General features: G+C 71.0%; 25 protein-coding genes. 5 read left to right on the top strand and 20 right to left on the bottom strand.

All coding sequences use genetic code 11. From position 1 onward, the window contains the following. Nucleotides 1–45: 45 nt before the first annotated feature. Genes HNR01_RS22720 through msuE form a run of 6 tightly spaced genes read right to left on the bottom strand, consistent with a single transcriptional unit; the run spans nt 46 to nt 5500 of the window. Complete coding sequence (locus HNR01_RS22720; RefSeq protein ID WP_183670012.1) at nt 46–1038, bottom strand: sulfonate ABC transporter substrate-binding protein; 993 nt, start codon at nt 1036–1038, stop codon at nt 46–48. A gap of 18 nt (nt 1039–1056) precedes the next feature. Next, nucleotides 1057–2244, bottom strand: a complete 1188-nt coding sequence (gene ssuD, locus HNR01_RS22715; RefSeq protein WP_183670009.1) for an FMNH2-dependent alkanesulfonate monooxygenase — start codon at nt 2242–2244, stop codon at nt 1057–1059. Nucleotides 2245–2273: 29 nt separating this feature from the next. Next, nucleotides 2274–3050 (bottom strand): ATP-binding cassette domain-containing protein, encoded by a 777-nt coding sequence (locus HNR01_RS22710; protein ID WP_183670007.1) that lies wholly within the window; start codon nt 3048–3050, stop codon nt 2274–2276. 23 nt (nt 3051–3073) lie between these two features. Continuing rightward, nucleotides 3074–3922, bottom strand: coding sequence for an ABC transporter permease subunit (locus tag HNR01_RS22705; RefSeq protein ID WP_183670005.1), 849 nt, complete (start codon nt 3920–3922; stop codon nt 3074–3076). A gap of 8 nt (nt 3923–3930) precedes the next feature. After that, nucleotides 3931–4908 carry an aliphatic sulfonate ABC transporter substrate-binding protein gene (locus HNR01_RS22700; RefSeq protein WP_183670003.1) on the bottom strand — a complete coding sequence of 326 codons (978 nt, stop codon included), beginning with the start codon at nt 4906–4908 and terminating at the stop codon, nt 3931–3933. Nucleotides 4909–4915: 7 nt separating this feature from the next. Next, nucleotides 4916–5500 carry an FMN reductase gene (gene msuE / locus HNR01_RS22695; protein ID WP_183670001.1) on the bottom strand — a complete coding sequence of 195 codons (585 nt, stop codon included), beginning with the start codon at nt 5498–5500 and terminating at the stop codon, nt 4916–4918. Nucleotides 5501–5902: 402 nt separating this feature from the next. Here msuE and HNR01_RS22690 point away from each other — a divergent pair, with 402 nt between their 5' ends. After that, nucleotides 5903–7078: an MFS transporter gene (locus HNR01_RS22690; RefSeq protein WP_153875491.1), complete on the top strand. Its 1176-nt coding sequence runs from the start codon at nt 5903–5905 to the stop codon at nt 7076–7078. 6 nt (nt 7079–7084) lie between these two features. Here HNR01_RS22690 and HNR01_RS22685 read toward each other — a convergent pair whose 3' ends face one another. From HNR01_RS22685 to HNR01_RS22650, 8 genes are all read right to left on the bottom strand, one after another. Then, nucleotides 7085–7792: a metal ABC transporter permease gene (locus tag HNR01_RS22685; protein WP_183670000.1), complete on the bottom strand. Its 708-nt coding sequence runs from the start codon at nt 7790–7792 to the stop codon at nt 7085–7087. 144 nt (nt 7793–7936) lie between these two features. After that, on the bottom strand, nt 7937–8737 hold the full coding sequence (tatC, locus tag HNR01_RS22680) for a twin-arginine translocase subunit TatC (protein WP_017486599.1): 801 nt from the start codon (nt 8735–8737) through the stop codon (nt 7937–7939). Next, nucleotides 8734–9210: a Sec-independent protein translocase protein TatB gene (gene tatB / locus HNR01_RS22675; RefSeq protein ID WP_183669998.1), complete on the bottom strand. Its 477-nt coding sequence runs from the start codon at nt 9208–9210 to the stop codon at nt 8734–8736. The genes tatC and tatB overlap by 4 nt, the downstream gene beginning before the upstream one ends. 118 nt (nt 9211–9328) lie before the next feature. Beyond that, nucleotides 9329–9607, bottom strand: a complete 279-nt coding sequence (locus tag HNR01_RS22670; protein WP_017486597.1) for a twin-arginine translocase TatA/TatE family subunit — start codon at nt 9605–9607, stop codon at nt 9329–9331. Between the two features lie 166 nt (nt 9608–9773). Then, nucleotides 9774–10787, bottom strand: a complete 1014-nt coding sequence (gene nagZ, locus HNR01_RS22665; RefSeq protein ID WP_183669996.1) for a beta-N-acetylhexosaminidase — start codon at nt 10785–10787, stop codon at nt 9774–9776. Nucleotides 10788–11072: 285 nt separating this feature from the next. Then, entirely contained in the window at nt 11073–12509 is a 1437-nt protein-coding gene (locus tag HNR01_RS22660; protein ID WP_183669994.1) for an SPOR domain-containing protein, read from the bottom strand. A 29-nt stretch (nt 12510–12538) separates the two neighbouring features. Next, nucleotides 12539–14320, bottom strand: coding sequence for an arginine--tRNA ligase (argS, locus tag HNR01_RS22655; protein ID WP_183669992.1), 1782 nt, complete (start codon nt 14318–14320; stop codon nt 12539–12541). A 95-nt stretch (nt 14321–14415) separates the two neighbouring features. Beyond that, nucleotides 14416–14877, bottom strand: a complete 462-nt coding sequence (locus HNR01_RS22650; RefSeq protein ID WP_183669990.1) for an acyl-CoA thioesterase — start codon at nt 14875–14877, stop codon at nt 14416–14418. A 142-nt stretch (nt 14878–15019) separates the two neighbouring features. Between HNR01_RS22650 and HNR01_RS22645 the strand changes: the two genes are divergently transcribed. Continuing rightward, the gene (locus HNR01_RS22645) at nt 15020–15511 is read left to right on the top strand and encodes a hypothetical protein (RefSeq protein ID WP_183669988.1); all 492 of its coding nucleotides are present in this window, start codon (nt 15020–15022) and stop codon (nt 15509–15511) included. A 28-nt stretch (nt 15512–15539) separates the two neighbouring features. Here the strand turns inward: HNR01_RS22645 and HNR01_RS22640 are convergent, their stop codons facing one another. After that, nucleotides 15540–16793: a deoxyguanosinetriphosphate triphosphohydrolase gene (locus HNR01_RS22640; protein WP_183669986.1), complete on the bottom strand. Its 1254-nt coding sequence runs from the start codon at nt 16791–16793 to the stop codon at nt 15540–15542. A gap of 129 nt (nt 16794–16922) precedes the next feature. Between HNR01_RS22640 and HNR01_RS22635 the strand changes: the two genes are divergently transcribed. Both HNR01_RS22635 and HNR01_RS22630 read left to right on the top strand, forming a co-directional pair. Continuing rightward, nucleotides 16923–17249: a HesB/IscA family protein gene (locus tag HNR01_RS22635; RefSeq protein ID WP_017486589.1), complete on the top strand. Its 327-nt coding sequence runs from the start codon at nt 16923–16925 to the stop codon at nt 17247–17249. Nucleotides 17250–17387: 138 nt separating this feature from the next. Further along, entirely contained in the window at nt 17388–19289 is a 1902-nt protein-coding gene (locus HNR01_RS22630; protein WP_183669985.1) for an aq_1923 C-terminal domain, read from the top strand. A 51-nt stretch (nt 19290–19340) separates the two neighbouring features. Here HNR01_RS22630 and HNR01_RS22625 read toward each other — a convergent pair whose 3' ends face one another. From HNR01_RS22625 to HNR01_RS22615, 3 genes are all read right to left on the bottom strand, one after another. Continuing rightward, nucleotides 19341–20768 (bottom strand): septal ring lytic transglycosylase RlpA family protein, encoded by a 1428-nt coding sequence (locus HNR01_RS22625; protein WP_183669983.1) that lies wholly within the window; start codon nt 20766–20768, stop codon nt 19341–19343. Between the two features lie 333 nt (nt 20769–21101). Beyond that, nucleotides 21102–21458, bottom strand: a complete 357-nt coding sequence (locus HNR01_RS22620) for a ribbon-helix-helix domain-containing protein (RefSeq protein WP_183669981.1) — start codon at nt 21456–21458, stop codon at nt 21102–21104. Further along, nucleotides 21442–22131, bottom strand: coding sequence for a division plane positioning ATPase MipZ (locus tag HNR01_RS22615; protein ID WP_026105838.1), 690 nt, complete (start codon nt 22129–22131; stop codon nt 21442–21444). The genes HNR01_RS22620 and HNR01_RS22615 overlap by 17 nt, the downstream gene beginning before the upstream one ends. 356 nt (nt 22132–22487) lie before the next feature. Between HNR01_RS22615 and HNR01_RS22610 the strand changes: the two genes are divergently transcribed. After that, complete coding sequence (locus HNR01_RS22610) at nt 22488–23057, top strand: hypothetical protein (protein ID WP_026105837.1); 570 nt, start codon at nt 22488–22490, stop codon at nt 23055–23057. A gap of 37 nt (nt 23058–23094) precedes the next feature. Here HNR01_RS22610 and HNR01_RS22605 read toward each other — a convergent pair whose 3' ends face one another. Both HNR01_RS22605 and cobF read right to left on the bottom strand, forming a co-directional pair. After that, entirely contained in the window at nt 23095–24432 is a 1338-nt protein-coding gene (locus HNR01_RS22605) for a COG3904 family protein (protein ID WP_183669979.1), read from the bottom strand. 224 nt (nt 24433–24656) lie between these two features. Further along, on the bottom strand, nt 24657–25415 hold the full coding sequence (gene cobF, locus HNR01_RS22600; RefSeq protein WP_183669977.1) for a precorrin-6A synthase (deacetylating): 759 nt from the start codon (nt 25413–25415) through the stop codon (nt 24657–24659). Nucleotides 25416–25735: the final 320 nt, after the last annotated feature.

Genomic DNA, 25735 nt, shown 5'->3' with positions numbered 1-25735 from the left:
CGGACGGGTGGGGCTGCTTCTCCCGCGAGGGGAGGAGCGGTGTTCTCAGCTGCCGGGCTTGCGCACGGCGCCGGCGATGTCGACCGGCTTCGGCACGAGCTTGAGCCCGTGGAAGGTGTCGGCGATGCGCTGCTGCTCCCGCGTCACCGCCTCGTCGAGGGGGCGGATGCCGTAGGTCTGGCGCTGGAGCGCGACGCTCAGGATCGGCGCCGGGATTCCGACGGAGGGCGCCAGTTCCTTGGCCACCGCGTCGGTGTTGGCCTTGGCCCAGGCATCGAGTTCGGCGATGGCCTCGACGATGGCGTCGACCACTGCGCCGTTCCCGGCCGCGAAGCTCTTGGACGAGAGATAGAACTGGTGGTTCGGCACGAGGCCGGTGCCGTCGGCGAGCACCCGGGCGTTGCCGCCGGCCTCGGCGGCGGCGAAGTACGGGTCCCAGATCACCCAGGCATCGATCGCGCCGCGTTCGAACGCCGCCCGCGCGTCGGCGGGCGCGAGGTAGAGGGGGGTGATGTCGGCGAGGCTCAGGCCCGCCGCCTCGACGGCGCGCACCAGTAAATAGTGGACGTTCGAGCCCTTGTTGAACGCGACCTTCTTCCCCCGCAGATCGGCGACCGATTGGATCGGACTGGCCTTGGGCACCAGGATCGCCTCGCCCCTGGGCGCCGCCGGCTCGTGGGCGACGTAGATCAGCGCATCGCTCGCAGCCTGGGCGAAGATCGGCGGGGTTTCGCCCGCCGAGCCGAAATCGACGGCACCCGCGTTCAGCGCCTCCATCAGCGGCGGGCCGGAGGGAAACTCCGACCATTGCACCCGGTAGCCGAGCGCCTTCAGCCGCGGCTCGAGCGTGCCGCGGCCCTTCAGCAGGACCAGCGTGCCGTATTTCTGGTAACCGACCCGCACCGTGCGCTCGGTCTGTCGGTTTTCTTGCGCGTGCGCGGCCAGCGTCAGGCTGGCGAAGATCAGCGCGGCGAGCGCCAGCCAGAGGCGCGGCAGCAGCGACGGTGTGATGGCAGCGGGGCGGGCGCGGACAGTCATCGCGAAAAGCCTTCCCGCTCAGTGGGCGCCGACGCGGCGGGTCGGCACGATGTCGTTGGCGATCACCTCGCCGAACGGACCGTTGTTGCGGGCGGTGCTCGGCGCCGTGCCGGTGGTCGCGCGCAGGGGGAGCTTGGGGAAGACCAGCTCGGCGAAGCGGTAGGCCTCCTCCAGATGCGGGTAGCCGGAGAGGATGAAGCGGTCGATGCCGAGATCGATGTACTCCTTCATCCGGTCGGCGACCTGATCCGCCGAGCCGACGAGCGCCGTGCCCGCCCCGCCGCGCACGAGGCCGACGCCGGCCCAGAGGTTGGGCGAGACCACGAGCCTGGATCGGTCGCCGCCGTGCAGGGCCATCATCCGGCTCTGGCCGACGGAATCCTGGCGCTTCAGGGTCGCCTGCGCCTGGGCGATGGTGGCGTCGTCGAGCCGCGAGATCAGCCGCTCCGCCGCGTCCCAGGCCTCGCCTTCGGTCTCGCGCACGATCACGTGCAGGCGGATGCCGTAGGAGAAGGTTTTGCCTTTTTTCTCGGCCGCCTCGCGTGCCTTGGCAAGCTTCTCGGCGACGCCGGCCGGGGGCTCGCCCCAGGTGAGATAGACCTCGCAATGCTCGGCCGCGACCTCGATCCCGGCGGGCGAGGAGCCGCCGAAATAGAGCGGCGGATAGGGCGCCTGCACGGGCCGGAAGATCACCCGGCCGTTCTCGGTGCGCAGGTGACGTCCCTCGAAGTTCACGGTCTCGCCGGCCATCAGCCCGCGCCAGATGTGCAGGAACTCGTCGGTGACGACGTAGCGCTCGTCGTGGTCGAGAAAGACGCCGTCGCCCTTCAGTTCGACGGGGTCGCCGCCGGTCACGACGTTGATGAGCAGGCGCCCGTCGGAGATCCGGTCGAGCGTCGCGGCCATGCGCGCGGCGACGGATGGCTCCTGCAGGCCGGGACGCACGGCGACGAGGAATCGCAGGCGCTGCGTCAGGGGGGCGAGCGCCGAGGCGATCACCCAGGAATCCTCGCAGGAACGGCCGGTCGGCAGCAGCACGCCGTAGTAGCCGAGGTCGTCCGCGGCCTGCGCGATCTGGCGAAGATAGGGCAGCGAGACGTCGCGGGCGCCTTCCGAGGCGCCGAGATAACGGCCGTCGCCGTGGGTGGGCAGGAACCAGAGAACGTCGGTCTTGCCGTCGGCGGGGGGGCGGCTCTGGGCGGTCATGGAAGAGGCTCCGAAGATTGAAAAAGAAGTCAGGCGCGGTGGCCGAGCAGCCGCTCGAGGATGCGGCCTTCGAGCTCGGCGAGCGCCGGGTCGCCGCGGCGGCGGGGGCGCGGCACGTCCACATCGACGTCCAGCGCGATGGTGCCCTCCTCGACCACGAGGATGCGGTCGGCCATCGCCACCGCCTCGCCGACATCGTGGGTGACGAGGATCGCGGTGAAGCCCTGGTCCTGCCAGATGCGTTCGATCATCTCCTGCATCTCGATGCGGGTGAGCGCGTCGAGGGCGCCCAGCGGCTCGTCCAGCGCCAGCAGCGCCGGACGGCTGACGAGCGCGCGGGCGAGCGCCACCCGCTGGCGCTGACCGCCGGACAGCGTCGCGGGCCAGTTGCCGGCCTTCTCCGCCAGCCCGACCTCGTCGAGGACGCCGAGCGCGCGGGCACGCCGCTCGGCGCGGGGCGTCTCGCGCCCGAGGCCGACCGCGACGTTGTCGGCGACACGGGCCCAGGGCAGCAGCCGCGGCTCCTGGAACATGATCCTCTTCGAGCTCCGGTCGCCGCTGATGGTGATGCGGCCGGCGCTCGGCGCCTCGAGGCCGAGGATCAGGCGCAGCAGCGTGCTCTTGCCGCAGCCCGAGCGGCCGACCACGGCCACGAACTGGCCGGCGGGCACGTTGAGGTCGAGGCCCCGGATGACGGGGGCACCTCCGTCGAAGCTCTTCGAGAGGCCGCGCAGGGAGATGGCGAGGCCGGCATCGGGACGGCTCGTGGACCGATCCTCGACGCGCAGGGCGGTGGCAGCGGACATGGGACTCGCTCGCGGGAAAGGGATCAGGCGTTGCGGTAGGCCGGGTTCCAGGCGAGGCAGGTACGCTCCAGCGCCCGGGTCAGGCTGTCGGCGAGCTTGCCCAGGGCGGCGTAGATCAGGATCGCCAGCACCACGACGTCGACCAGCATGAACTCGCGGGCCTGCATCGCCATGTAGCCGAGGCCGGAATTGGCCGAGATCGTCTCGGCGACGATCAGCGTCAGCCACATGATGCCGAGCGCGTACCGGATGCCGACGAAGATCGAGGGCAGCGCACCGGGCAGCACCACGCGCCAGAACAGCTCGCGCCGGTTCATGCCGTAGACCCGGCCCATCTCGATCAGTTGCGGATCGACCGAGCGGATGCCGTGCAGGGTGTTGGCGTAGATCGGGAAGAACACGCCGAGCGCCACGAGGAAGAGCTTGGCCCCCTCGTCGATGCCGAACCACAGGATCACCAGCGGGATCAGCGACAGGTGGGGCACGTTGCGCACCATTTGCAGCGTGGTGTCGGTGAGCTTCTCGGAAAGGTTCGACAGGCCGTTGGCGAGGCCGAAGGACAGGCCGATGCCGCCACCGATGAGGAAGCCGCAGGCCGCGCGGGCGAAGCTCACCCAGAGGTTCTCCCAGAGCTCACCGGTCTGGGCGAGGCGCCAGCCGGCGGCGGCGACGTCCAGCGGCGCCGGCATGAACCGGGTCGAGACGAGGCCGAGCGAGGCCGCCGCCTGCCAGCCGACGATGACGAGCGTCGGCAGAAGCCAGGGCAGCAGCTTGGCCGTCGGCAAGCGAAGGGGATTGGGCTGTAGGGGGGCAGCGGCCTCGGCGCGGTGCGTGCGGCCGGGGAGCGATCGGATCGCGGCGGAATCGGCCATGGCTCGGCTCACCCGTTGTTCTGGGTCTTGTTGGGGGTCTCGGGCGGCGTCCAGACGATGTCGGACACCCGCACCGGGCGGGGGATCACGCCGATGGCGTGAAAGCGGTCGGCGATGCGCTGCTGCTCGGCGGTGACCGCCGCATCCATCGGCGCGATGACGAAGCGAATGCGCTCCACCGCGCGGCGCGTGGCGGCGAGCGGCACGCCGGTGATCCTCGACAGGCTCGCCGCGACGCTGGGTCGGTTGCCCTCGCACCAGACCGCGACCTCGCCGAGCGCGGCGATGGCCGCCTTGAGCACCTCGGGCCGCTCCCCGGCGAAGGCCTTGTTCGCCAAGAAGAAGTTGTTGGTGGGGGTGATGTCCGAGGCCTGCACGAGGATGCGGGCGCTCTGCCCCTCCTCGGCGATGGCGAAGTACGGGTCCCACACCGTCCAGGCGTCGATCGTGCCGCCGGCGAAGGCCGCCGCGCCGTCGGCCGGCGCCAGCAGGACCGGCGTGATGTCGCGGTAGGTCAGGCCCGCCCGCTCCAGGGCGGCGACGGTGAGGTTGTGCGCGCTCGACCCCTTGGCGAAGGCGACGCGCTTGCCCTTGAGGTCGGCGAGGGAGGCGACGGCCGAGCCCTTCGGCAGCAGGATCGCCGAGCCCGAGCCGCCCTTCGGCTGGGCCGCCGCGTAGACGAGACCCGCGCCGGCGGCCTGGGCGAAGATCGGCGGGGCGTCGCCGGTCTGGCCGAAATCGATCGCGCCGAGGTTCAGCGCTTCCAGCAGCGGCGGGCCGAACGAGAACTCGACCCAGCGCACGGAAACGTTCCGCGGCTTCAGCGCGGCCTCGATCGCCGCCTGCTCCCGGGCGACGGCCAGGATGCCGTTCTTCTGGTAGCCGATGCGCAGCACGCCCGGCTCCACGGCGCGGGCGCGTCGGAGCGGGAGCGCGGTGCCGGCCGCGACGAGGCCGGCGGCAAGGAACTGGCGGCGGTCGAGCATCGCGGCCTCAGCGGGCGGCGCTCGCCAGCGGCGCCGGGGCCGCGGCGGAGACGTTCGCACCCTGCGCGACATCGAGGAGCCGGGCGAGTTCGCCCGCGGCCTGGGCGACGCGAGCCCGCACGATCTCGTCGGCGACCCGGCCCTCGCTGATCTCGGTATCGCCGGCATAGACCGCGGTCGGCGCGGCCTGCGCCGAGAAGAAGCCGAACAGGGGCCGCAGGGAGTGCTCGACCACGAGCGCGTGGCGCGGGCCGCCGCCAGTCGCCGTCAGCACCACCGGCTTGCCGATCAGCGCCTCGGGGGCGACGAAGTCGATCAGGTGCTTGAACAGCCCGGCGTAGCTGCCCTTGTACACCGGCGAGCCGACGATCAGCGCATCGGCCGACTCGATCCCCTCCACGATCCGCGCCGCCGGAAGCGGTAGGGCCGAGCGGCTCGCCACCGCGATGCCGGTGCCGGCGTCGACGAGGTCGTAGACCTTCAGGTCGATCGGGCGCAGTCGCGACAGTTCGGCGGCCACCGCCTCGACCAGGGTGCGGGTACGGGAGGGGCGGTGCGTGTTGCCGGAGAAGGCAACGATCCGTGCGGGCATCGCGAAGCATCCGAAGGCAAGGCCGCAGCCAAGGAAGACCGCCCCCCGAATCTCCGACAGGAGATGTTCGAGGCTTCGATATTCACAAGATCTGCGGAGCGTTGTTGAGACGTTGTTGCTATGAAATTTAGAGACTTAGGGTGGGGCAAATCAACGGATTGTTTTTGCGTTGTTTCTCCAAGGTGGAGAACGGTCCTATTGCTGCGCCCGGTAGTGCCGGGAAAATCTTTTTGTCCGCGAGGGCCGGTCCTCGGCTCAGCCAGGGCGTCCCTGCGGCGCCGGCCGCCCTGACGTGAGCGCAGGGCTGCCTCCCGGTCACGCGGCTGTCGCGCGTGCCGTGGATGAACATGGTGCGGCGCTCATCTTGCGGCGCAGCAAAAGCGCCGCCTCGGAGCATCCTGCATGGTTTCCCTGCCGATCCTCGCGCTCGCTGTCGCCTCCTTCGGCATCGGCACGACCGAGTTCGTCATTATGGGCCTCCTGCCGGAGGTGGCACGCGACTTCGGCGTCACCATCCCGCAGGCGGGCCATCTCGTCTCGGGCTACGCGCTCGGCGTGGTGATCGGCGCGCCGATCGTGGCGATGGCGACGGCGCCGCTGCCGCGCAAGGCGGCGCTGCTCGCGCTGATGGCGGTGTTCACCCTGGGCAACCTCGCCTGCGCCCTGGCGTCGAGCTACGAATGGCTGATGGCCGCGCGGGTCGCCACCGCTTTCGCCCACGGCGCCTTCTTCGGCATCGGTGCCATCGTCGCCCGCAACCTCGTGCCGCGGGAGAAGCGCACCCAGGCCGTCTCGCTGATGTTTGCCGGGCTGACGCTCGCCAACGTGCTGGGCGTGCCGCTCGGCACCGCTCTCGGTCAGGCGCTCGGCTGGCGCTCGACCTTCTGGGCCGTGGTCGGCATCGGTCTGGCGGCGGGGGTGGCCATCGCGCTCGCCCTGCCGGGCGGCATGCCGGGCACCCGCGGCGGCCTCGCGAAGGAATTCCGGGCGCTCGGGCGCTGGCCGGTGCTGCGGCCGATGCTGGTCTCGACCCTGTCCTCGGTGAGCTTCTTCACCGTCTTCACCTACATCGCGCCGTTCCTGCTCACCGTGACGCATCTGACGCCCGGCGGCGTGACGGGGGCGCTGTTCGCGGCCGGTGTCGGGCTCACCGTCGGCAATCTCGCCGGCGGCTGGCTCGCCGACCGCAGCCTGATGCGCACCGTCCTCGGCAGCTTCGTCGGGCTGATCGCGGTGCTCGCCGCCTTCGCGCTGGTCGCGCCCTATGCCGGTCCGGCGCTGGCGGTGCTGGTGCTGTGGAGCGGGCTCGCCTTCGCCCTGGTCTCGCCGCTCCAGGTCTGGGTGGTGGAGGCGGCGAGCGACGCGCCGAACCTCGCCTCGACCCTCAACCAGGGCGCGTTCAATCTCGGCAACGCCCTCGGGGCCTGGCTCGGCGGCACGGCGCTGACGCTCGGCGCGGGCTATGCGGAACTGCCGGCCCTGGCGGCCTTCGTCTCGCTGCTCGGGCTCGGCCTTGCCGCCACGGCTTTGGCCCGGCCGCTGTGGCCGTCCCTGGCGGGAAGCCAGGGACGGTCGTGAGTCCGCTTACATCGGCGGGGTGAGACCGTCCTTGCCCACCGCGACGAGCTTGCCCGCGAGCTTGCCGCCGTCCTTGGCCGCGACCACGAAGATCTTGCCGCCCGGCGTCAGGATCGTCGTGTCGGCGGGCTCGAAGGCGACGATCGGCGCCTTCGGCGGCACCACGATCGTCTTCGAGCCGTCCTTGTCGTAGGTCACGGTCAGCGTGCGCTCGCCGCCCGTGCCGGAGCCGGCGGTGCTGCTGGCCACGGTGGCGTTGGTCATCGAACTCTTGACCTTCGGCGCGCCGCCCGCGCCGGCGCCGCCGGCGGCCTTCACGGTGCCGTTGGTCATCGAGCTCTTCACCACCGGGCCGCCGCCGCCCGTCGTGTGGTCGGGGATCGCGTCCCAGCCGTAATGGCCTTCCGCCGTGCCGCGCATGGATTCGGGGAACAGCACCACTTCGAGCGCCGTCATCGGGTTCTCGCCCTTGGTGGCGGTGCCGATGAAGGTGCCTTCCTTGATCTGGTCGAGGCTCGACTTGACCACCCAGGCGAACTTGGCGCCGCCGAGCTGAACCGTCTCGGACGCGCCGTCGGTGGTCTTGATCGTCACCGAGCCGGCATCGCTGCTCTCGATCGTGCCGCGCACCCGCTGCAGATCCGCGGCCTGGACCGCACCGGCCAGGGTGGTCAGGGCGGCGATCGCGATGGCGGTCCGCATCGTGTGGAACATGGACTTCCCTCCGTTCTGAGTCGGAGGGTTATGGAGCAGGCTCCATCGGCGGACAGATTTGCGCACAATCAAGTGATGCGCAAAGTGCCTTATTCTCCGCTTAGCGCGCCGCGTCCCGCCGACGATCCGCGCCGGTGATCCCCGTCAGTCCTCGATCCCTTCCGCCCGTCGCCGGGCGGCGCGGATCTTCTCCATGCGGGCGACCGAGAACACGGAGGCCTCGTAGAGGAGCAGCATCGGGATCGCCAGCGAGAGCTGCGAGATCACGTCCGGCGGCGTCAGCACCGCGGCGGCGACGAAGACGAGCACGATGGCGTAGCGCCGCTTCTCCCGCAGGAAGGCCGCGTCGATCACGCCGATCTGGCCCAGAAGCGTGAGGATCACCGGCATCTGGAAGGCGAGCCCGAAGGCGAAGATCAGCGTCATGATCAGCGAGAGGTACTCGTCGACCTTCGGCAGCAGCCGGATCGTCGCCTCGCCCGGCTGCCCGATCTGCTGGAGCGAGACCGAGAACTGGATCAGCAGCGGCATCGCCAGGAAGTAGACGACCAGCGCGCCGAGCAGGAAGAAGATCGGCGTGGCGACGAGATAGGGCAGGAAGGCCTGCCGCTCGTTGCGGTAGAGGCCGGGCGCGACGAAGGCGTAGACCTGCGTGGCGATGACCGGAAAGGCGAGAAAGCCCGCCCCGAACACGCTGAGCTTGATGTTGGTGAAGACCTGTTCGAGGAAGTGGGTCGCGATCAGCTCGGCGTTCTGCGGCCCCACGATCGAGACGTAGGGGTGCACCAGCACGTTGTAGATCTGCTTCGAGAAGAAGAAGCAGCCGAAGAACATCACGATGAACGCGAGCAGCGACTTGATGAGTCGCGAGCGCAGTTCGATCAGGTGCTCCAGAAGGGGTGCCCGCGAGGCCTCGATCTCGGCCTCATCGCGCTCGTCGCTCATGGAGTCGGGCCTGTTTCGGTCTTGGTGCCGGAGGTGGCGGGAAAGGCCGCGGCGGTGGAGCCCGCCGGCGTGCCTTCCATCGGAGCGTCGTGCATCTGGGCGGCTTGCTGTTCGGCGGTCGGCCGCGGCACGTCGAAGCTGCCGGTATCCTTCGCCCCCGACTCCTTCGAGCCGCCGCCGGGACGGCTCTCGACCGCGCTGCGGATCTCGTTGCGGATGGTGTCCACGGGATTGAAGCTTGGGCGCGCGGCATCCACCGTGCGCTTGACGCCCTCGACGTCGCGGCGGACCTCTTCCAGCTCCGCCTCGCGGATCGCCTCGTTGAACTGCGACTGGAACTCGCCGGCCATGCGCCGGACCTTGGTGGTGATCTGGCCCAGCGTGCGCAGGGCCTTCGGCAGGTCCTTGGGTCCGATGACGATCAGGGCGACGCCGCCGATCAGCATCACCTCGCCCCAGCTCATGTCCAGCATTGCGTCGTCCGTCCCGCGGGGCCGCGCCTGATGAGGACGGGCGCGCGGCCCGCGCTATCCTGCCCGGAGCCGATCTTCAACCGTGCCCGACCACCGTTCAGCCCGTGCGTGCCGCTGTTCAGACGGCCTTGTGGTCGCCGGCCGGCACGTGCGTCTGCTGCGGGGCCGTGCCCGGCGCGCCCTGGTGCGGCAGCGTGCGGACCGGATCGTTCGGCCCCACCGGCGTGGTGGTGTTCACCGTCTGGTTCGGCTGGGTCTCGTCGTCGGCCATGCCCTTCTTGAAGGCCTTGATGCCCTTGGCGACGTCGCCCATCAGCTCCGACACCTTGCCGCGGCCGAACAGCAGCATGACGACGACCGCAACGATGACCCAGTGCCAGACACTCATGCTGCCCATGGCAACCTCCTGCGCCGCACCAACTGCGGCGGCGCCTCCACTTGAATTGGGGCGAACCTAGGGATCGACTGGCGCGAACACAAGCAGCGCAGGGCGCACAAGCGGGCAAAGGCCGCGCAGCCCTTGCCCATCTTTGTCGCACTCCGCCTCGTTGTCGGGCTGAGCGTCAGGCGGTCGGGAAGGCCGCGTCGAACCGGGCACGGGCTGCGGCCAGGTCGAGGGCGTCCGGCGGCGCGAGGCGGGCGAGAGCGGCCTCGGCGCGGCGCGCGCCCTCCCCGGCCAGATCGGGCGTCGCCTCGGCCACTGCCCGCATCTCGTCCATGCGTCCGTTGCAATGGAGCACCACGTCGATGCCGGCGCGATAGGCCGCCGCGGCGCGCTCCCGGAACGGACCCTGGAGCGCGTGCATCGACAGGTCGTCGGTCATCAGCAGGCCGTCGAAGCCGATCTCGCCGCGAACGATCTCGCCGATCACCCGCTCCGACAGGGTGGCGGGCCGCTCCGGATCGAGGGCAGTGAAGACCACGTGGGCGCTCATCGCCAGCGGCAGGTCGGCGAGTGCCCGGAACGGACGGAAGTCGCTGCGCGACAGCTCCTCCCGGTCGGCCTCGACCACCGGCAGGTCGAGATGGCTGTCGCAGGTCGCCCGGCCGTGGCCGGGGATGTGTTTGATCACCGGCAGCACGCCGCCCGCCATCAGCCCCTCGGCCACGGCGCGGCCGAGTTCGATCACCCGCTCCGGCGTGTCGCCGTAGGCCCGGTCGCCGATGATGTTGTCGGAGCCTGCCACGGGCACGTCGAGCATCGGCGCGCAATCGACGTTGATGCCGACATCCGAGAGATCGTGCGCCATCAGCCGGGCGCCGAGCCCGGCGATCTCCGCCGCCCCGTCCCCGAGGGCCCGGAAGCGCCCGCCGGCCGGGTATTTCGGCCAATGCGGCGGACCCATGCGCTGCACCCGTCCGCCCTCCTGGTCGATCAGGATCGGCGCGTCCGCCCGGCCGACCGTCTCGCGCAGCGAGGCGGTCAGCGCGCGGACCTCCTCGGGGGTGCCGATGTTGCGCTTGAACAGGATGAAGCCCCAGGGCCGCAGGTCGCGGAAGAACGCGCGCTCCTCGGTCGTCAGCACCGTGCCGGAACAGCCGAGGATGACGGCGCGGGGCGTGGAGGCTGAGGTCATGGGACCGGCATTCCTCGAATCGGCGGGTCAGGCGGGAAGGCTTGGCGTCATTCGGGCGATGGCCAAGCACGGCTTCGATCCGACCCGCGCCCCCGTTCGGAAATGCCGCGAGGCGGCCTCGGCGGATCTTCCAGGGATCGCGGTGGATCCGTCGAGGCCGGCCGACGCGGACATCTCAGGCCGGGGAAGCGGATGGGATGAGTAGGACCGGGCCGGCCGAGGGCCGACCGCGTCCTCGGCTCGGTTCCTCGGCGCTCCGTTATTCGGCTGTCAGTTCTTCGGCTGTCAGTTCTTGGCGACGAAGCACTGGCCGCCCGCACCCTGGAGCGCGCTGCACAGGCTGGAGGCCTCGTTCTTGGCGAGCGGCCCGACGCGGACGCGGAACAGGGTCTTGCCGTTGACCTCGGCCTGACGGATCAGCTCGGGCTTGCCGGCGAGCTGGCTGTACTTGCCCTGCATCTCACGGAAGGCGGCCCGCGCCTCGCTCTCGCTGCCGCGCACGCCGAGCTGCACCGAGTAGCCGCTGACCGGCGCGGTGAGCGATGCGGAGGTGGCCGCCGGCTCGGTGGTGCTGGCCGTGGTCTCGGGCGAGACCGAGGCGACGCGCTGCGGGGCCTTCGGACGCGCGGCCTGCGGCTCCTCGGCCACGGGCGTGGTCGCCGCCGGGGCCGGGTTCGAGGCCAGGGTGCGCGAGGGCGGCGAGGTAGGCCGGCGGGCCTCCGCGGCGGGCGTCGTGGTGCCGCCGGAAGCGTCGGGCATCGTCATGGTCGGGATCGGCGAGGTCGGGGCCTGGGCATGAGCCTGGGCATGAGCCTGGGCATTCGCCTGGGACTGGGCGGTCTCGGCCGGCGGCTGGAGGACCGGCGTATCCGGCTTGACCGAAACGGTGCGCACCCGACGCGGCTCCCCGAACGTGTCGGAGAGCATACCACCCTGGCCCGGCGTCGCCCCGCCCTGCCCCGGCTCCGCACTCTCGCTGCGCGCCGCGGCGGTGCGGGCGGCCTGGTTGACGTCGAGCGGCTGCTCCTCGCGGTTCACGATCTTGATCTGACCGTCCTTGGCATTGCGGTCGTAGATCTGCTTGTTCTGGTCGGGAATCTCGACGCCGTCGGTGGCCGTCGGCTGCACCTTCAGCGGGGTCTTGTCCGCGAGCACGGTGATCGGACCGCCGCCGCCGACGCCGTGGGTGCCGCGCCAGGCCAGCGCTCCGCCGACACAGACCGCCACCACCGCGAGGCCGGCCCCGACCTGGACGAGGCGGTTGCGCCCGCGCGGAGCCTCAGCGCGGCCGGTCCGGTAGCCCTCGTCGGCCTGGGCGAAGGCGGCGGGATCGGTCGGGCCGTCGGCGTACATGCCCTGCTCGACGGAGGCGAGATACTGGTCGAAGGCGTCCGCCGGGCTCTGGGACTGACCCTGCATCTGCCCGTGTGCCGGGCTGGGAGGAGGCGCATCGACGAAGGTCGGCTCGACCCGCGCCGGCCGGCCCGTCTCGGGCGCACGCGCCGCGGAAGCCGGCGCGTCCTGCGCCGCATTCTTCTCCCGCGCCTCCAGCAGGGCGCGGAAGGGATCGTCCTGCCCGACGATGCGGGCGAGCTCGGCGAGCGGGTCGCCCTTGGGGGCGGCCTGCGGCGCCTTCGCCCGGATCGCCTCCTGCGACGTCTGACGCAGCTCCCGCTCGAAGGCATCGAAATCGACCGTCGCGCGCGAAGCGTGTCCCGTCATGGCCTCATCCTCTCAACAGCCGTCCTCGGTCACCGCATCTCGTCGGGTGCGGAGACGCCCAAAACCGCGAGGCCGGAGGCGAGAACGCCGCCCAAAGCCTCCACGAGGGCCAAGCGGGCCCGAGTGGACTTTCTGTCGGTTGGATTAACAATCCGTAATTGCGGCAAGTCTTTGCCCTTGTTCCAGAAACTATGAAGCGAGCTGGCCGTTTCATAGAGGTAGAACGCGATTCGGTGCGGCTCGTGCGCCGCTGCCGCTGATTCGAGCACCCGTGGATACTGAGCAATCAGCCGCATCATCTCGATCTCGCCGGGATCGGTGAGGCTCGAGAGATCCGCGTCGGCCAGGAGCGCCTCCCGCGAAAAATCCTCGGCCGGCAGCGCCTCGCGGGCCTGACGCAGCACCGAGAAGCGGCGGGCGTGGCCGTACTGCACGTAGAAGACGGGGTTGTCCTTCGATTGCTCCACGACCTTGGCGAGGTCGAAGTCGAGCGTCGCGTCGTTCTTGCGGTAGAGCATCATGAAGCGGATCGCGTCGCGCCCGACCTCGTCGATGACGTCGCGCAGGGTCACGAACTCGCCCGCGCGCTTCGACATCTTCACCGGCTCGCCTGCGCGCAAAAGCCGCACGAGCTGGCAGAGCTTGACGTCGAGCCGGGCCTGCCCGTCGCTGACCGCCTTCACCGCCGCCTGCATGCGCTTGACGTAGCCCCCGTGGTCGGCGCCGAGCACGTCGATGAGCTCGTTGGCGCCGCGCAGCCACTTGTCGCGGTGATAGGCGATGTCGGAGGCGAAGTAGGTGTAGGAGCCGTCGGACTTCAGCAGCGGCCGGTCGACATCGTCGCCGAACTGGGTCGAGCGGAACAGGGTCTGCTCCCGGTCCTCCCAATCCTCGGGCAGCTGCCCCTTGGGCGGCGGCAGGCGCCCCTCGTAGACGAGGCCCTTCTCACGCAGGGCGGAGAGCAGTTCGGCGACGCGGTTGCCCCCTTGCCCGCCCCCTTGGCCGCCGTTCTCGCCCTGGAGGGTGGCTTCGGAAAAGAACACGTCGTGGCGAATGCCGATCGCCGCGAGATCCTCGCGGATCGTGTCCATCATCGCATCGATGGCGAAGCCGCGCACCAGCGGCAGCCATTCCTGCTCCGTCTTGTCGAGCAGCGCCCGGCCATGGATGTCCGCGAGCTTCGCGCCCACCGGCTTGAGGTAGTCGCCGGGATAGAGGCCCTCGGGGATCGTGATCGTCTCGCCGAGCGCCTCGCGGTAGCGCAGGAAGGCGGAGCGGGCGAGCACATCGACCTGCGCGCCGGCATCGTTGATGTAGTACTCGCGCGTCACCGGCCGGCCGGCGGCGGCGAGCAGGTTGGCGAGCGCGTCGCCGAACACCGCGCCGCGGCCGTGGCCGACATGCATCGGCCCGGTGGGGTTGGCCGAGACGTACTCGATGTTGACCGGACCGCCCGGCATCTTTCCGCGCCCGAACGCCTCGCCCTCGCGGAGCGCCGCCCTGATCACCGCATGATAGACGTCAGGCGAGAGCCGCAGGTTGATGAAGCCGGGGCCGGCCACGCTCGCCTCGACGATGCGGGGATCGGCGCGCAGTTCGCCTGCCAGCGCCTCGCCGAGCGCCTTGGGGTTCTGCCGGGCCTCCTTCGCCAGCACCAGGGCGGCATTGGTGGCCAGATCCCCGTGCGAGGGGTCGCGCGGCGGCTCGACCACGACCCGCGACAGGTCGAGGCCCTCCGGCAGCAGGCCGGAGCGGGTGAGCGATTCGAGCGCCTCGCGCACGCGCGTCTCGAAGAGGGCGAAGATGTTCATGGGGCTCAGGTGTTCGTCGTTTCAGCGCGCCGGCTGGCCCGCGCGTCGGGCGGCCGGACCCGTCGCGGGCGGCATAGCAACGGCGGGCGGGAGTGTCACGGCGCCTCGGCTCCGCCGGGCGCGAGTTCCGCCAGCACCGCCCGCAGCCGCTCCGGCAGCGGCGCCGGCCGCCGGGTCTCCCGGTCGACGGTGACGTGGACGAAGTGTCCCTGGGCGGCAGCCTCGGCCTCGTCGTCGCGAAAGATCGCGATCTCGTAGCGCACGCTGGTGCGGCCGAGACGGGCTACCCGCATCCCCGCGGTGATCCGGTCTGGGAAGGAGACCGGCGCGAAGTAGTGGCAGCCCGTCTCGACCACGAGGCCGATGACGGGCGAGCGGGCGATGTCGAGGGCGCCCGCCTCCACCAGGATCCCGTTCACCGCCGTGTCGAAGAAGGCGTAGTAGACGACGTTGTTGACGTGCCCGTAGACGTCGTTGTCGCCCCAGCGCGTCGTCAGCGGCACGAGCCGGGGATAGGCGGTGCGGCTCTCGCGCGGGGCTCGGTGTTCGGGGCTCAATCGGTCCTCCGCAGGCTGTCGTCGTCGGGTCCCGCGGCGTCGTTCGCGCGGGGACAAGGCGTCGTCTCGGTAGAATGCAGCGTTGCACGCAAGGCGCGAAGGCGGCGTTGTCGCGGGTGAGATCCTCCACGGAGACGGCCCGATGAAGTCCTTTGCCCTTACCGCCACGGCTGTTGCCGCCCTGATCCTCCTGCCCGCAACGGGCGAGGCCCGCGATTTCGGCGGTCAAGGTGGTTATGTCGGCGGCGGCCGTCACCATGGCGGCTACGGCCATCACGGCTACGGCGCACGTCTCGGATATGCCGGCCGCTTCGGCAGGTATCGCGGCGGCTATGGGCACCGTGGTTACGGTTTCCGGGGCGGCTACGGCTATCGCGGCTACGCCGCGCGCGGCGTCTACGGCCGCGGCTACGGCCGGGGTGTCGGACCGGGTCTCGCGGGAGCCGGAATCGGCCTCGCCGGCGCCGGGCTCGGGCTGGGCCTCGGACTGGCCGGCGGCGCGCTGGCTGGCGGGTACGGTTACGGCGGGTACGCGGCGCCCACCTACGGCTACAGCTACGGCTACGCGCCGGTCACCACGGGCTACGCCCCGGTCTACAACACTGGCTACGGTTCGAACTGCGTTTGCTACTGAAACCCTGGAGTCTGCCGCCGTCGGCGCCTCACGGCTCCGTCAGCGGCAGGCCTCGGCTCGGCGGGCTCCAGTGCAGGTCGGGCGTCGCCGGAAACAGGCGTCCGTGCTCCAGCACCGCGTAGGTGTCGGTCATGCCGGCGATGTAGTCGGCGATGCGCCGAGCGACGCGCGCCTCGCCCGCACCCTCCAGCCCCTCCGACCACTCGGCGGGCATCCGCGCCGGATCGGCGCGGAAGGCCGAGAACAGGTCGTCGACGATGGTCGCGGCCTTGGCCCGCACGGCCATCACCTCGGGATGGCGGTACATCCGCGCGAACAGGAAGCGCTTGATGTCGGCATCCGCCGTCGCGATGGCGGGCGAGAAGGCGATCACGGGTTCGGACGCGGCGCGGATGTCGCCGACGCTCGCCGGCGCCAGGGCGGCGATGCGCGCCTCTCCCTCGCGGATCACGTCCTCCACGAAGCGGGTGATGACACGCCGCGCCAGCTCGTGAATTTTTCGCGATGGCTCCAGGCCCGGATGCAGGGCGTCGATTTCCGCGAGGAGCCCGTTCAGGAACGGCACGGCAGCAAGGTCGGCGAGGTCGAACAGCCCGGCTCGCAGCCCGTCATCGAGGTCGTGGGCGTCGTAGGCGATGTCGTCGGCCAGTGCGGCCGCCTGAGCCTCCGGGCCGGCGAAACGCGACAGTTCGAGGTCGTTGCTGGCGTTGTATTCGAGCACCGCCGCCGGGATGCCCTCAGTGGCATAGCGCGGGACCGGCGCGCCCGACGCGTCGAGGAGCGGGCCGTTGTGCTTGACCAGGCCCTCCAGCGTCTCCCAGGTCAGGTTGAGCCCGTCGAAACCGGCGTAGCGCCGCTCCAGCCGGGTGACGATGCGCAGCGCCTGGGCGTTGTGGTCGAAGCCGCCGTAAGCGGCCATGCAGGCGTGGAGCGCGTCCTCGCCGGTATGGCCGAAGCAGGTGTGGCCGAGGTCGTGGCTGAGCGCCAGCGCCTCCGCGAGATCCTCGTCGAGGCCGAGCGCGCGGGCGAGCGCCCGGGCGATCTGGCTGACCTCCAGGCTGTGGGTGAGCCGGGTGCGGTAATGGTCGCCCTCGTGATGGACGAAGACCTGCGTCTTGTGCTTCAGCCGCCGGAAGGCGGTGGAGTGGATGATCCGGTCGCGGTCGCGCTGGAAGTCGCTGCGTGTCGGCGAGAACGCCTCGGGAATCAGACGCCCGCGGGTCGCCGCCGGATCGGTGGCGTAGGGCGCCCGCCAGCGCTCGCCGTTCTGCCGCACCTGCACAGCCCGTCCCCTTCCTGGCCGCGTTGCGGCCGGCCCTCGCGCCCCATATCTTGTGTGGGGTGGCGCCCGCGGCAATCGCCGGGCGCCCGACCCGCACGACACCGGTTCACCAAACGGGGCCGCACCACGATGGCCGATATCATCCTCACCGCCCGCGCCGCCAAGCGCATCAACGAGATCATGGGCTCCGAGCCCCCCGGCTCGTCGCTGCGCATCAGCGTCAACGGCGGCGGCTGCTCGGGTTTCTCCTACGCCTTCGACATCACCAGCGCCCGCGAGGGCGACGACATCGTGATCGAGCGCGACGGCGCCACCGTGCTCGTCGACCCCGTTTCGCTCGAATATATGGGCGGCGCGACCATCGATTTCGTCAACGATCTCATCGGCCAGTCCTTCAAGATCGAGAACCCGCTCGCCACCGCCTCCTGCGGTTGCGGCACCTCCTTCGCGATCTGAGGGGCCGGGCTCGAACACCGGAGGCGAAGCGTCTGCTCCGTGGCGCGGGCGCAATTGCCACGCCTGTGGAAAACCGGCAGGGATGGTGGGCTCACGGCCCACCCCCGATCACCCGCCAGCCTGCGATCCGATCCAGCCATGATGTCATCGACGCGCCGTCCCGTTCTCATGCGGGCACTGCTCGCCTCGGCCTGCGCGGTGGCGCTGCTGGCCGGGCCCGCGCCGTCGGCGCCGGCCGCCGCGCAGGAGGCGGCCTCCGCGGTTCAGGATCTCGTCCTCGACAATGTGAGCCTCGCCTTCGGCGACACGCTCGTCACCGCGCCGAAGGTCACGGTGAGCGGGACGCGCCTCTCCCGTGACGACCTGCTCGCGATCCTCAAGGCCGATTCCAAGGATGCGAAGGAGCCGGCCAAGGATGCGTGGCCGGCCCGGCTGCAGCGCCTCGACGCCGGCAGCCTCACCATGCCGGAATTGCGGGTCGAGCGTCGGGACGGCGAGAAGCGGCAGGTCGTGACCTACCGCGACGTGGCGGCGCGCACGATCCGGGCGGGGCGTATCAGCGAACTGACCGCGGCCGGCGCGACGCTCTCCGTCGAGGGCGCGCCGCAGGCCGGCAGCGGCAGCTACGGCCGGATCCGCGCCGAGGAGGTCGATCTCACCGCGCTGGCGCGCCTCTACAGCGAGGCCGGAACCGCCGGCAGCCCGTTCCAGCGCCTCTACGCGTCGCTGGCCGTCGAGACCATCGCCTTCATCGACGAGCGCGGCACCACGGTGTCGATCGCCCGCCTCACCGGCCGCGACCTCTCCGGACGCCAGACCCCGGCGACCTGGCGCGGCGCCGTGGAGGCTCTGGGCGACGGCGGCCTCGCCGAGGACGACCGGGCCAAGCGCGCCCGCGCCGCCGGCCTGCTCGCGGATCTCGCCGAATCGGTCTCGGTCGGCAGCCTGGAGGCGACGGACCTGACCGTGAAGGAGGTGAAGGGCGAGGATCCGCTCTCCTTCACCATCGGCCGCATCAGCTATGCCGGGGGCGCCGAGGCCGGCGTCACGCTTGCCGAGATCGGCTTCGGCGCGAAGGAGGCGCAGGGGAAGGTCGGGCGCCTCAGCCTCACCGGATTCTCCCTGGAGCCGACCATCGCCGCCCTGCGCCGCCTCGCTCAGGCGCCGCTGCCCGCCGGCGCGAATCCGGCGAAGGGAGCCGCTCCGGTGCCGGACCAGCAGGAGGCGGAGCTGCGCCGCCTGACGCCGGTCATCGGCACGCTGACGCTGTCCGATCTCGGGCTCGATCTGGCGCAGGCCGGGATGGTGCCAGGGCCGGTCGCCTCGGGCGATCCGCTCAAGGCCGCGAAGCTCGTTCCGCTGCCGCCGATCCGGATCGGCCTGCGCGGTGCCAGCATGAGCTTCGGGCCGCCGCAGGACGGCGTGCCGACCCAGACCCGCTTCAGCCTGACCGGCCTCACCATGCCGGCCTCCGCCGTCGAGGGCGTTCCCGGTCTCGGCTCGCTCGGCCTCTACGGCTACCGCGACCTCGATCTCGATGCCACGGCCGATACCGCCTGGAACGGCGAGAAGCGCGAACTGAGCTTCCGGGAGCTGTCGCTCTCCGGCAAGGATATGGGCCGCCTCCACCTCAACGCCACGCTCGGCGGCATCGGCCCCGAAGTGTTCGATCCGGATGCGGCGGTCTCGGGCTTCGCCATGCTCTCGGCCACCGCCAAGGCGCTCGACCTCACCCTGGAGAATGGTGGCCTGTTCGAGCGCTTCATCGACGCCCAGGCGAAGGTGCTGAGCCTCAAGCCCGACGAGCTGCGCAAGGAATACGTCACGGCGAGCGTGATCGGCGTGCCGGTGATCCTCGGCAACTCGGCCGCCGCTAAGGCGATCGGCGCGGCGATGGGCAAGTTCGTGGCCCGGCCCGGCACCCTCTCGATCAGCGCCAAGGCGAAGAACGGTGAGGGCCTCGGCATGGTCGATGTCAGCACCGCTCCGACCCCGGCAGCGGTGCTCGACAAGCTCGATGTGAACGCCAAGGCCGAGTAGGCGCGTCGGATCGAGCCACCGCCTTCGGACGCCGGCTCGCATGTCGCGCCGTCAGTTCGCCGCCGCCACCTGCGAGCGCTTCGGCTTGCCGCCCGATGAGCCGGGACCTTGGGCGACGGCCGTCTTCCCGGAAGGTTTGGCCGCGGATTTCGCGCCCGCCGCCGGAGTGGCGCCGGCGAGCTTGGCGATCGCCTGTTTCGAGGTGGCGGGCATCGCAGCCATGCGCGGGGCAGGCTCGGCGGCCATGGTCCGGCCGGCAGGCTTGAGCGCGCCTTTGGGAGCACCGGCGGCCACCTGCTGAACCGGCGCGGCCTTCATCGCGGCCGGCTTGATCGGCGCCTGCGCCGTTCGGACCGGGACGGCGGTGTCCTTGGCCGGCGCGGCGGCCAGGCGCGTCAACGTCGCCGGAACGGGGGCGTCCTTGTGCCGGCCGGGAGCCGGCGGGGCGGAACGGCCGGCCTCGGCCACCATGCGGCGTGACTCGGTCGGCTTGGCGGGGGCGGCCTGCGCGGGGGCGGCGGCGAGGACTACCGGACCCGGGCGGAACGGAGCGGCGCGGGCGGCGGTCGGTTGCAGGGCCGCCGGGACGGCGACCGCGGCGCTCGCCAGAACGACCGGCGCCGGCCGGCTCGGACGCGCGGCGGGGCTCGCCGTCTCCGGTGCCTCGTCGTCGCGCTCGCCCGCCGGGCGGAAGGCGAGCGCGCGGGAGGCGCGTTCGAGCCGCTCGGGCGCAGGATCGGGCTCGGAGGGGCCGAGATCGGCCATCATCACCGGCGCCCGTCCGATCGCGGCGGGGCTTCCGTCAGTGCGCAGGGTCGCAAGCAGCTTGCGGTCGTCGCTGCCGGCGATCGAGGCCTTCCCGGCATATTCGACGCGCACCCGCGCCGTGCCCCGGCGGTGGAAGTCGAGCGCGCGGGCCGCCTCCTCCGACACGTCCATCAGGCGGCCGGCATGATAGGGGCCGCGGTCGTTGACGCGCAGGATCATCGAGTGGCCGTTGTCGAGGTTCGTCACCCGGACATAGCTCGGCAGCGGCAGGGTGGGGTGCGCGGCGGCGATGGAGTGGCGGTCGAAGACCTCGCCATTGGCGGTGACGCGGCCGTGGAAGGCGCTGCCGTACCAGGAGGCTAGACCCTCGCGCACATAGCCGCGGGCGTCCTCGCGGGGCACGTAGGTCTTGCCCGCCACCACGTAGGGTTTGCCCGAGAAGCGCCGGCCGCCACCCTTCGGGATCACGTCGCCCTCGTTGTAGAGGCGGCGGCTCGCCTTCACGCCGTATTTCGGATCGATGCCGTTGCCCGACGAGGACGCACCGCCCGCGAGCTTGGCCGGATTGTTGGCACAGTTGGCGGTGGTCAGCGCGACCGCACAGACCGCCAGGAGCTGCAGGGCCGGTCTGAGGACCGGCCGCGCGCCTTGCGCCGGATCCTCCGGAGTCTTCCTGCCCCGCGCCAAATCCCGTGGCATGACATGGGTCATGTCGCCCGCCCGCTCCCCGCCTACGCCACAGGTTCCCTCGAGACCGCGGAAAGCTGGGTCTCAGGGGATCACGCTACGCTCAAGGCCGGAAGACGCCCGGCCGTCCCCAGAGGATCGTCCAGACGCGGTAAAGGAAGGCTGAACGGTGTGTCGGCGGGCACAGGTGTGGAGACGCCGCGCGAGCGACGTCTCACAAATCGTTTCAGGGCCGGGCAAAAGGCCGAACGGCGTGTCCCGTAGGCCGGTCGACTCAATCGGCTTGGCGGGCATCTCGCGCAAGGCTTCGGAGAGGCGAACGGCCTCGCGCGGCGAAGCCCGATCGCCGCCTGCGGCTCAGCGCGGGTTCTCGCCCATCACCTGCTCGATCGAGCGGGCCCCGCGCTGCTTGAACAGCAGGTCGAGCGCTTCGAGCATCAGGGCGTGCATCTTCGTGCGCTCGGCGTAAGCCAGATCCCGCAGCTGGTCGTAGACCGGCGGCTCCAGATAGACCGACATCTGCTTGGCGCGCTCCTTGAGCGTTCCGGCCCGGGCCGCGGACGCGTCCGATGCCGCGAGATCGAGCTGGACGATCTCCCCGCTCGCGGGCGGGTTCGCCTTCGCGGCCGGGCGAGCCGATGCCTTCCGTGTTGCGCCGACGGGACCGGCGGCGGCGACGATCGAGGCGAGGTCGAGCTTAGGCGGCCTTGACATGCTTTCTCGCGTCCTTGCCCATCGCTCCGGCCGCAGCCTTGGCCGGCCGCTGTCCCGTCGCCTGCATGCGGCGCTCGATCCAGCTCCACAGGCGGCGCACCTCGCCGGCGGCCTGACCCTTCGGATTGAACTCGGTGACGCCCTGGCCGACGCCGATGGCGTCCTGGTGGTCGTTGCGCGCGACGATGTTGACGTCGGGCAGGATGCCGAGCACCGCGAGCCCGTCGGCGGCGTCGCGGATGCGGTAGGAGCGCGGCGGGGTTTGGTTCAGGACGAAGGCGAACTTCTTCTCCAGGCGATAGACGGCGGCGAGCGTCGGCTTGAAGGCGCGCAGGTCGGCGGGGGTCGGCCGGCACGGGATGATGCACAGATCCGCGGCGCGGATGGCCGAGAGCGTGCCGTTCGAATCGACCCCGGGGGTGTCGATGAACACGTAGTCGTAGGCGGACTCGGCCAGACGCTCCATCACGAGGTCGATCTGCGTGGCGTCGATCTGCGCCACCTCGGGCCCGTCGGCGGTGCGGTGATCGAGCCAGTCGGTGATCGTGGCCTGCCGGTCCATCTCGAGGATGCAGACCGTGTGTCCGGCTTCCTGCGCGGCGACCGCGAGCGAGATGCACAGGGTGCTCTTGCCGCTGCCTCCCTTCTGCGTGACGAACGTGATCGCTTTCATGCCGGCCAACCCCCACCGTTCTCGGCGTTCTGCGGGCCGTCCGGTCCTGTGATGCCGGGATGCCCAGATCCCGGATTTCGCCCAACATAGTTAACCGGCCGTTAAAGGCGGGCGCGTCCGCCGAGGAGCGTGTTCACTTGAGGTTGGCTTTTATCGGATTTGCCACCTGAGGCCTTTACCGGTCCGACCGAGTCGGATTAACATAACTTAAGGCTGGTACGGCCGCAGAAATTTACCTCAGATTGTTTCGGTGCTCGGGTGGCCGCGACGGCCGCCGGCCTCGGGTGAATCCCGGTACGCGACGGAGCGCCGGGCTGCGGCCGTTCGTGCCCGAAGACGATTCGCCGGTGTCCGAGATGACGGCTTTTGAACCTGACCTGCCCTCCGCTTTCGCCGGTTCCGCCTGTCTCGGAGCCTGGGCTCACGATCCGGCCTCCGATCGGCTCGCCCTGTCGCCGATCCTGGCCCGCCTGCTGTCCGTGCCGGAGAGCACGGCGGCGGGGACGCCTCTGACGCGGGCGCTGGCGGCCGTGGAGGCCGAGGACGCTGTCCGCCTGGAGAGCGTGCTGCGCGCGGCCGGGGAGGATGGCCGCCCCTTCGAGGCGGAGTTCCGCACGCGCCCCGGACCCGAGGGGACACGCTGGCTGCGCCTGATGGGACGCTGCAGACGCGATCCCGCAACGGGCGCGCTCACGACGCAGGGGCTCGCCTTCGATCTGACGGAGGAGCGCCGTCCCGCCGGCTCGGAAGGGGGGCAAGCTCAGCGGCAGGCCAATCGCCTCGCCGATCATGCCGCCGCGATGAAGGGGCTGGTCGCCGGCCTGCGCAATCCGCCGCTGGCCCGCCTCGTCGACGAGGTTGCCGTCGAGATCGGTCACGAACTCGCCCGCCGCCTGCGCGGCAGCGGAGGGCGGCAGGTGCATTGAGCGGGGCGACCACCGGAGCCCCGTTCCGACGGGAGAGTCATGGCGGCAGAGCGGAGGCCTCGAGCGCCGGACGAGGGCGGGTCGGTGCTGCGGGGAACAGAAGCGGATGCAGGGCCTGCGCCGCCTCGCCCGTCGGACGCGACAGGGCGGCCGCGAAGGCCTTGCGCAGGCCCGAGCAGCCGCGTCCCCGGATTGGCGCTGACCCCGCTGCCGCCTCGAGGGTATCCCGCCTCGCCGGATCGCCTCCGAGCGCGGCGTCGGGCGCCGGCGCTTCCTCCGCCGCCCGCAAGCCCAGCGCGCGCGTCAGGATCGCCCGGCCGGCGGCGAGCTGCGTTCGATCGAGGCGCGGCCGGGTCAACACGGCACCCGCCCCTTCCCGGGCCGCTGCGCAGATGCCCGCGCGACCGGGGCTCGAGCGCCGTATCGCCTGAAGAATCGTCCGGCCGAGTTCGACCAGGGTTTCCGGATCCGCGTCGGCGAGGCTTCGCCCCACGGCCTGCGCGGCCATCCGGCGGACGCCCTCCACCGCCTGCCCTTCCGGGCGGCCCCGTTGGTAACCGTCGAGGTACCACGCCGCGATCGGCGCGATCGTTCCCGGAGCGCCCGCCTCCACGGCATCGAGAAGGGGCACGTCGTGCAGAACCACGGCACGGGCCCGCTCCGGGTCGGCGCCGTCGTCGAGGGTGGAATCGGGAAAGCGGTCGGCATCGGCGATGCCGCTGGCCACACCGGCCTGCACCAGCGTGCCGGTGTCCGGAATCATCAGATCGTCCGGGCGGACCCTGAGGGCGGCGTCGACGAAATCCGCCCGAATCCCGGCGGCGAGATAGGCGGCGCGCTCGGGGGCGCTGTCGACCGCGATCTCGAGACCGGCCGGGTCGGTCTCGTAGGGCGCGTGAAAGCCGAGGCGCGCATCCGCCCGGACGAGCCGCTCGCGTCCGCGCACGAAGGCCAGGGTGCAGGCCGAGACGCAGTAATCCGGCACGTAGGTGACGAGACCCCGTTCCGCGATCAAGGCGCCGATGGCCGCGCCCTCATCGACCAATCCGCCCTCGCTGGTGAGATGGATGCGCTCGACCCGCCGATGGGCATCGAGGAGCCGGGCGAGGCGCTCGGCCGCCCCTTCGGTCAATTCGCCGGACAGGCGTATGTCGCGGCCCTCCGGACCGAGAAGGATCCGGGTCGGTGCTCCCTCCGGTGCAGCGATCGGGTCATCGACGCGGGCGATGAGGCCGATGCCGGCCGGATCGAGGGCTACGCGCGGAACCGCCTGCCGATCCTGTCCCGGAAACAGGAATCCGGCGATCAGGGCGCCGGCCAGGCCGATCGACGCACAAGCCGCACCGCGCACGGCCCGCCGCGAGCCAGCCGCCATATCTCGCCCCCAAAGGATGGTCCGGATTCTCGTTCGACCGGTGGAATGTCCATCGCCGGAACGGCGAAGCAAGGCCCCTGCCAGGGCGAAAGAAGGGCCGGAGGCCATTCTTGTCGTCGCAGGGAAGGGAGCCAAAGAAATTCGCTCCGACAGACGCAGGGCGTGGAGATGCCCTTTCCTGGCCTGACACTATGCCGCAGCGCGGGAGCGAGCCGGGCGGGGTCTCAGGCCTGCGGTTTCAGCAGCAGGTAGATGTCCATGATCCATCCGTGGCGGGCGCGGGCCTCCGCGCGCACCCGGCGGATTTCCCCTGCGACGTCGCCGAGCCGGCCCGCGACGAGCCGTTCGTCCGGCGTACCGAGATAGGCGCCCCAGTGGATCGTCAGATCCGGGTCGAGCCCCTCGAAGCGCGGGTCGCCGTCGAGCATCACCACGGTGGCGCCGGGCGCATCGTCCAGCCCGTTGCGCAGGCGGCGGCCGGTGGTGATCCGCACCGGCTCGCCGATGCGGTGGAGCGGAATACGGTGAGCGGCGGCGAGTGCCTGCACGCTGGTGATGCCGGGGACGACGTCGTGGGTGAAGCCGACGCGCCCGCGGGCGAGCACCCGCTCGAGGATGCGCAGCGTGCTGTCGTAGAGCGACGGGTCGCCCCAGACGAGGAAGGCGCCGCGCTCATCCTCGCGCAGATGCTCGACGATCAGATCCTCGTAGAGCGCCGCGCGGGCGGCGTGCCAATCGTCCACCGCCGCGCCGTAATCCGCGGGACGGCGGTCGCGTTCCGGATCGGACGCCTCGACGAAGCGGTAGGGCCGGCCCTCGATGTAGCGGTCGCAGATCTGCCGGCGCAGATTGAGCAGCCCGGCCTTGGCGTCCCCCTTGTCGAGGGCGAAGACGGCGTCGGTGGCCCGCAGCGCGCGGACGCCCTGAAGTGTCAGGTGCTCCGGATTGCCGGTCCCGATGCCGATGACGTGGATATGTCGCACGGTTCACGCTTCCGGCCGGGGTCGGTCCCGGCGACATCCCCGCGGAGCGGACCGCGAAGGGGAGAGAGGGAAGCGGCTTCTTAACGGATCCGGGCCATAAGGGGAGCGTCCGGACCGAAAAGGCTTCAGCCCACCAGCGCCGTCAGGCAGGTGCCGAACAGGGTGACGAAGGTCATCGTCGCCATGAACTTGATGTCTTCGATGCGCTGGCTCATCGCCTGAACTCCGTTGCGGCTCCTTCGTGGCCGCCTCGATCCGTTAAATAACCCCTAACCTTGTGCAGGGGGATTGCGCGGTGCGTTTCGTCACCGTTGCTCACG

Source organism: Methylorubrum rhodesianum (assembly GCF_014199985.1).
GTDB lineage: Bacteria > Pseudomonadota > Alphaproteobacteria > Rhizobiales > Beijerinckiaceae > Methylobacterium > Methylobacterium rhodesianum.
Note: the sequence above shows the minus strand (reverse complement) of the source record. Positions and strands in the feature narration are given on the sequence as shown.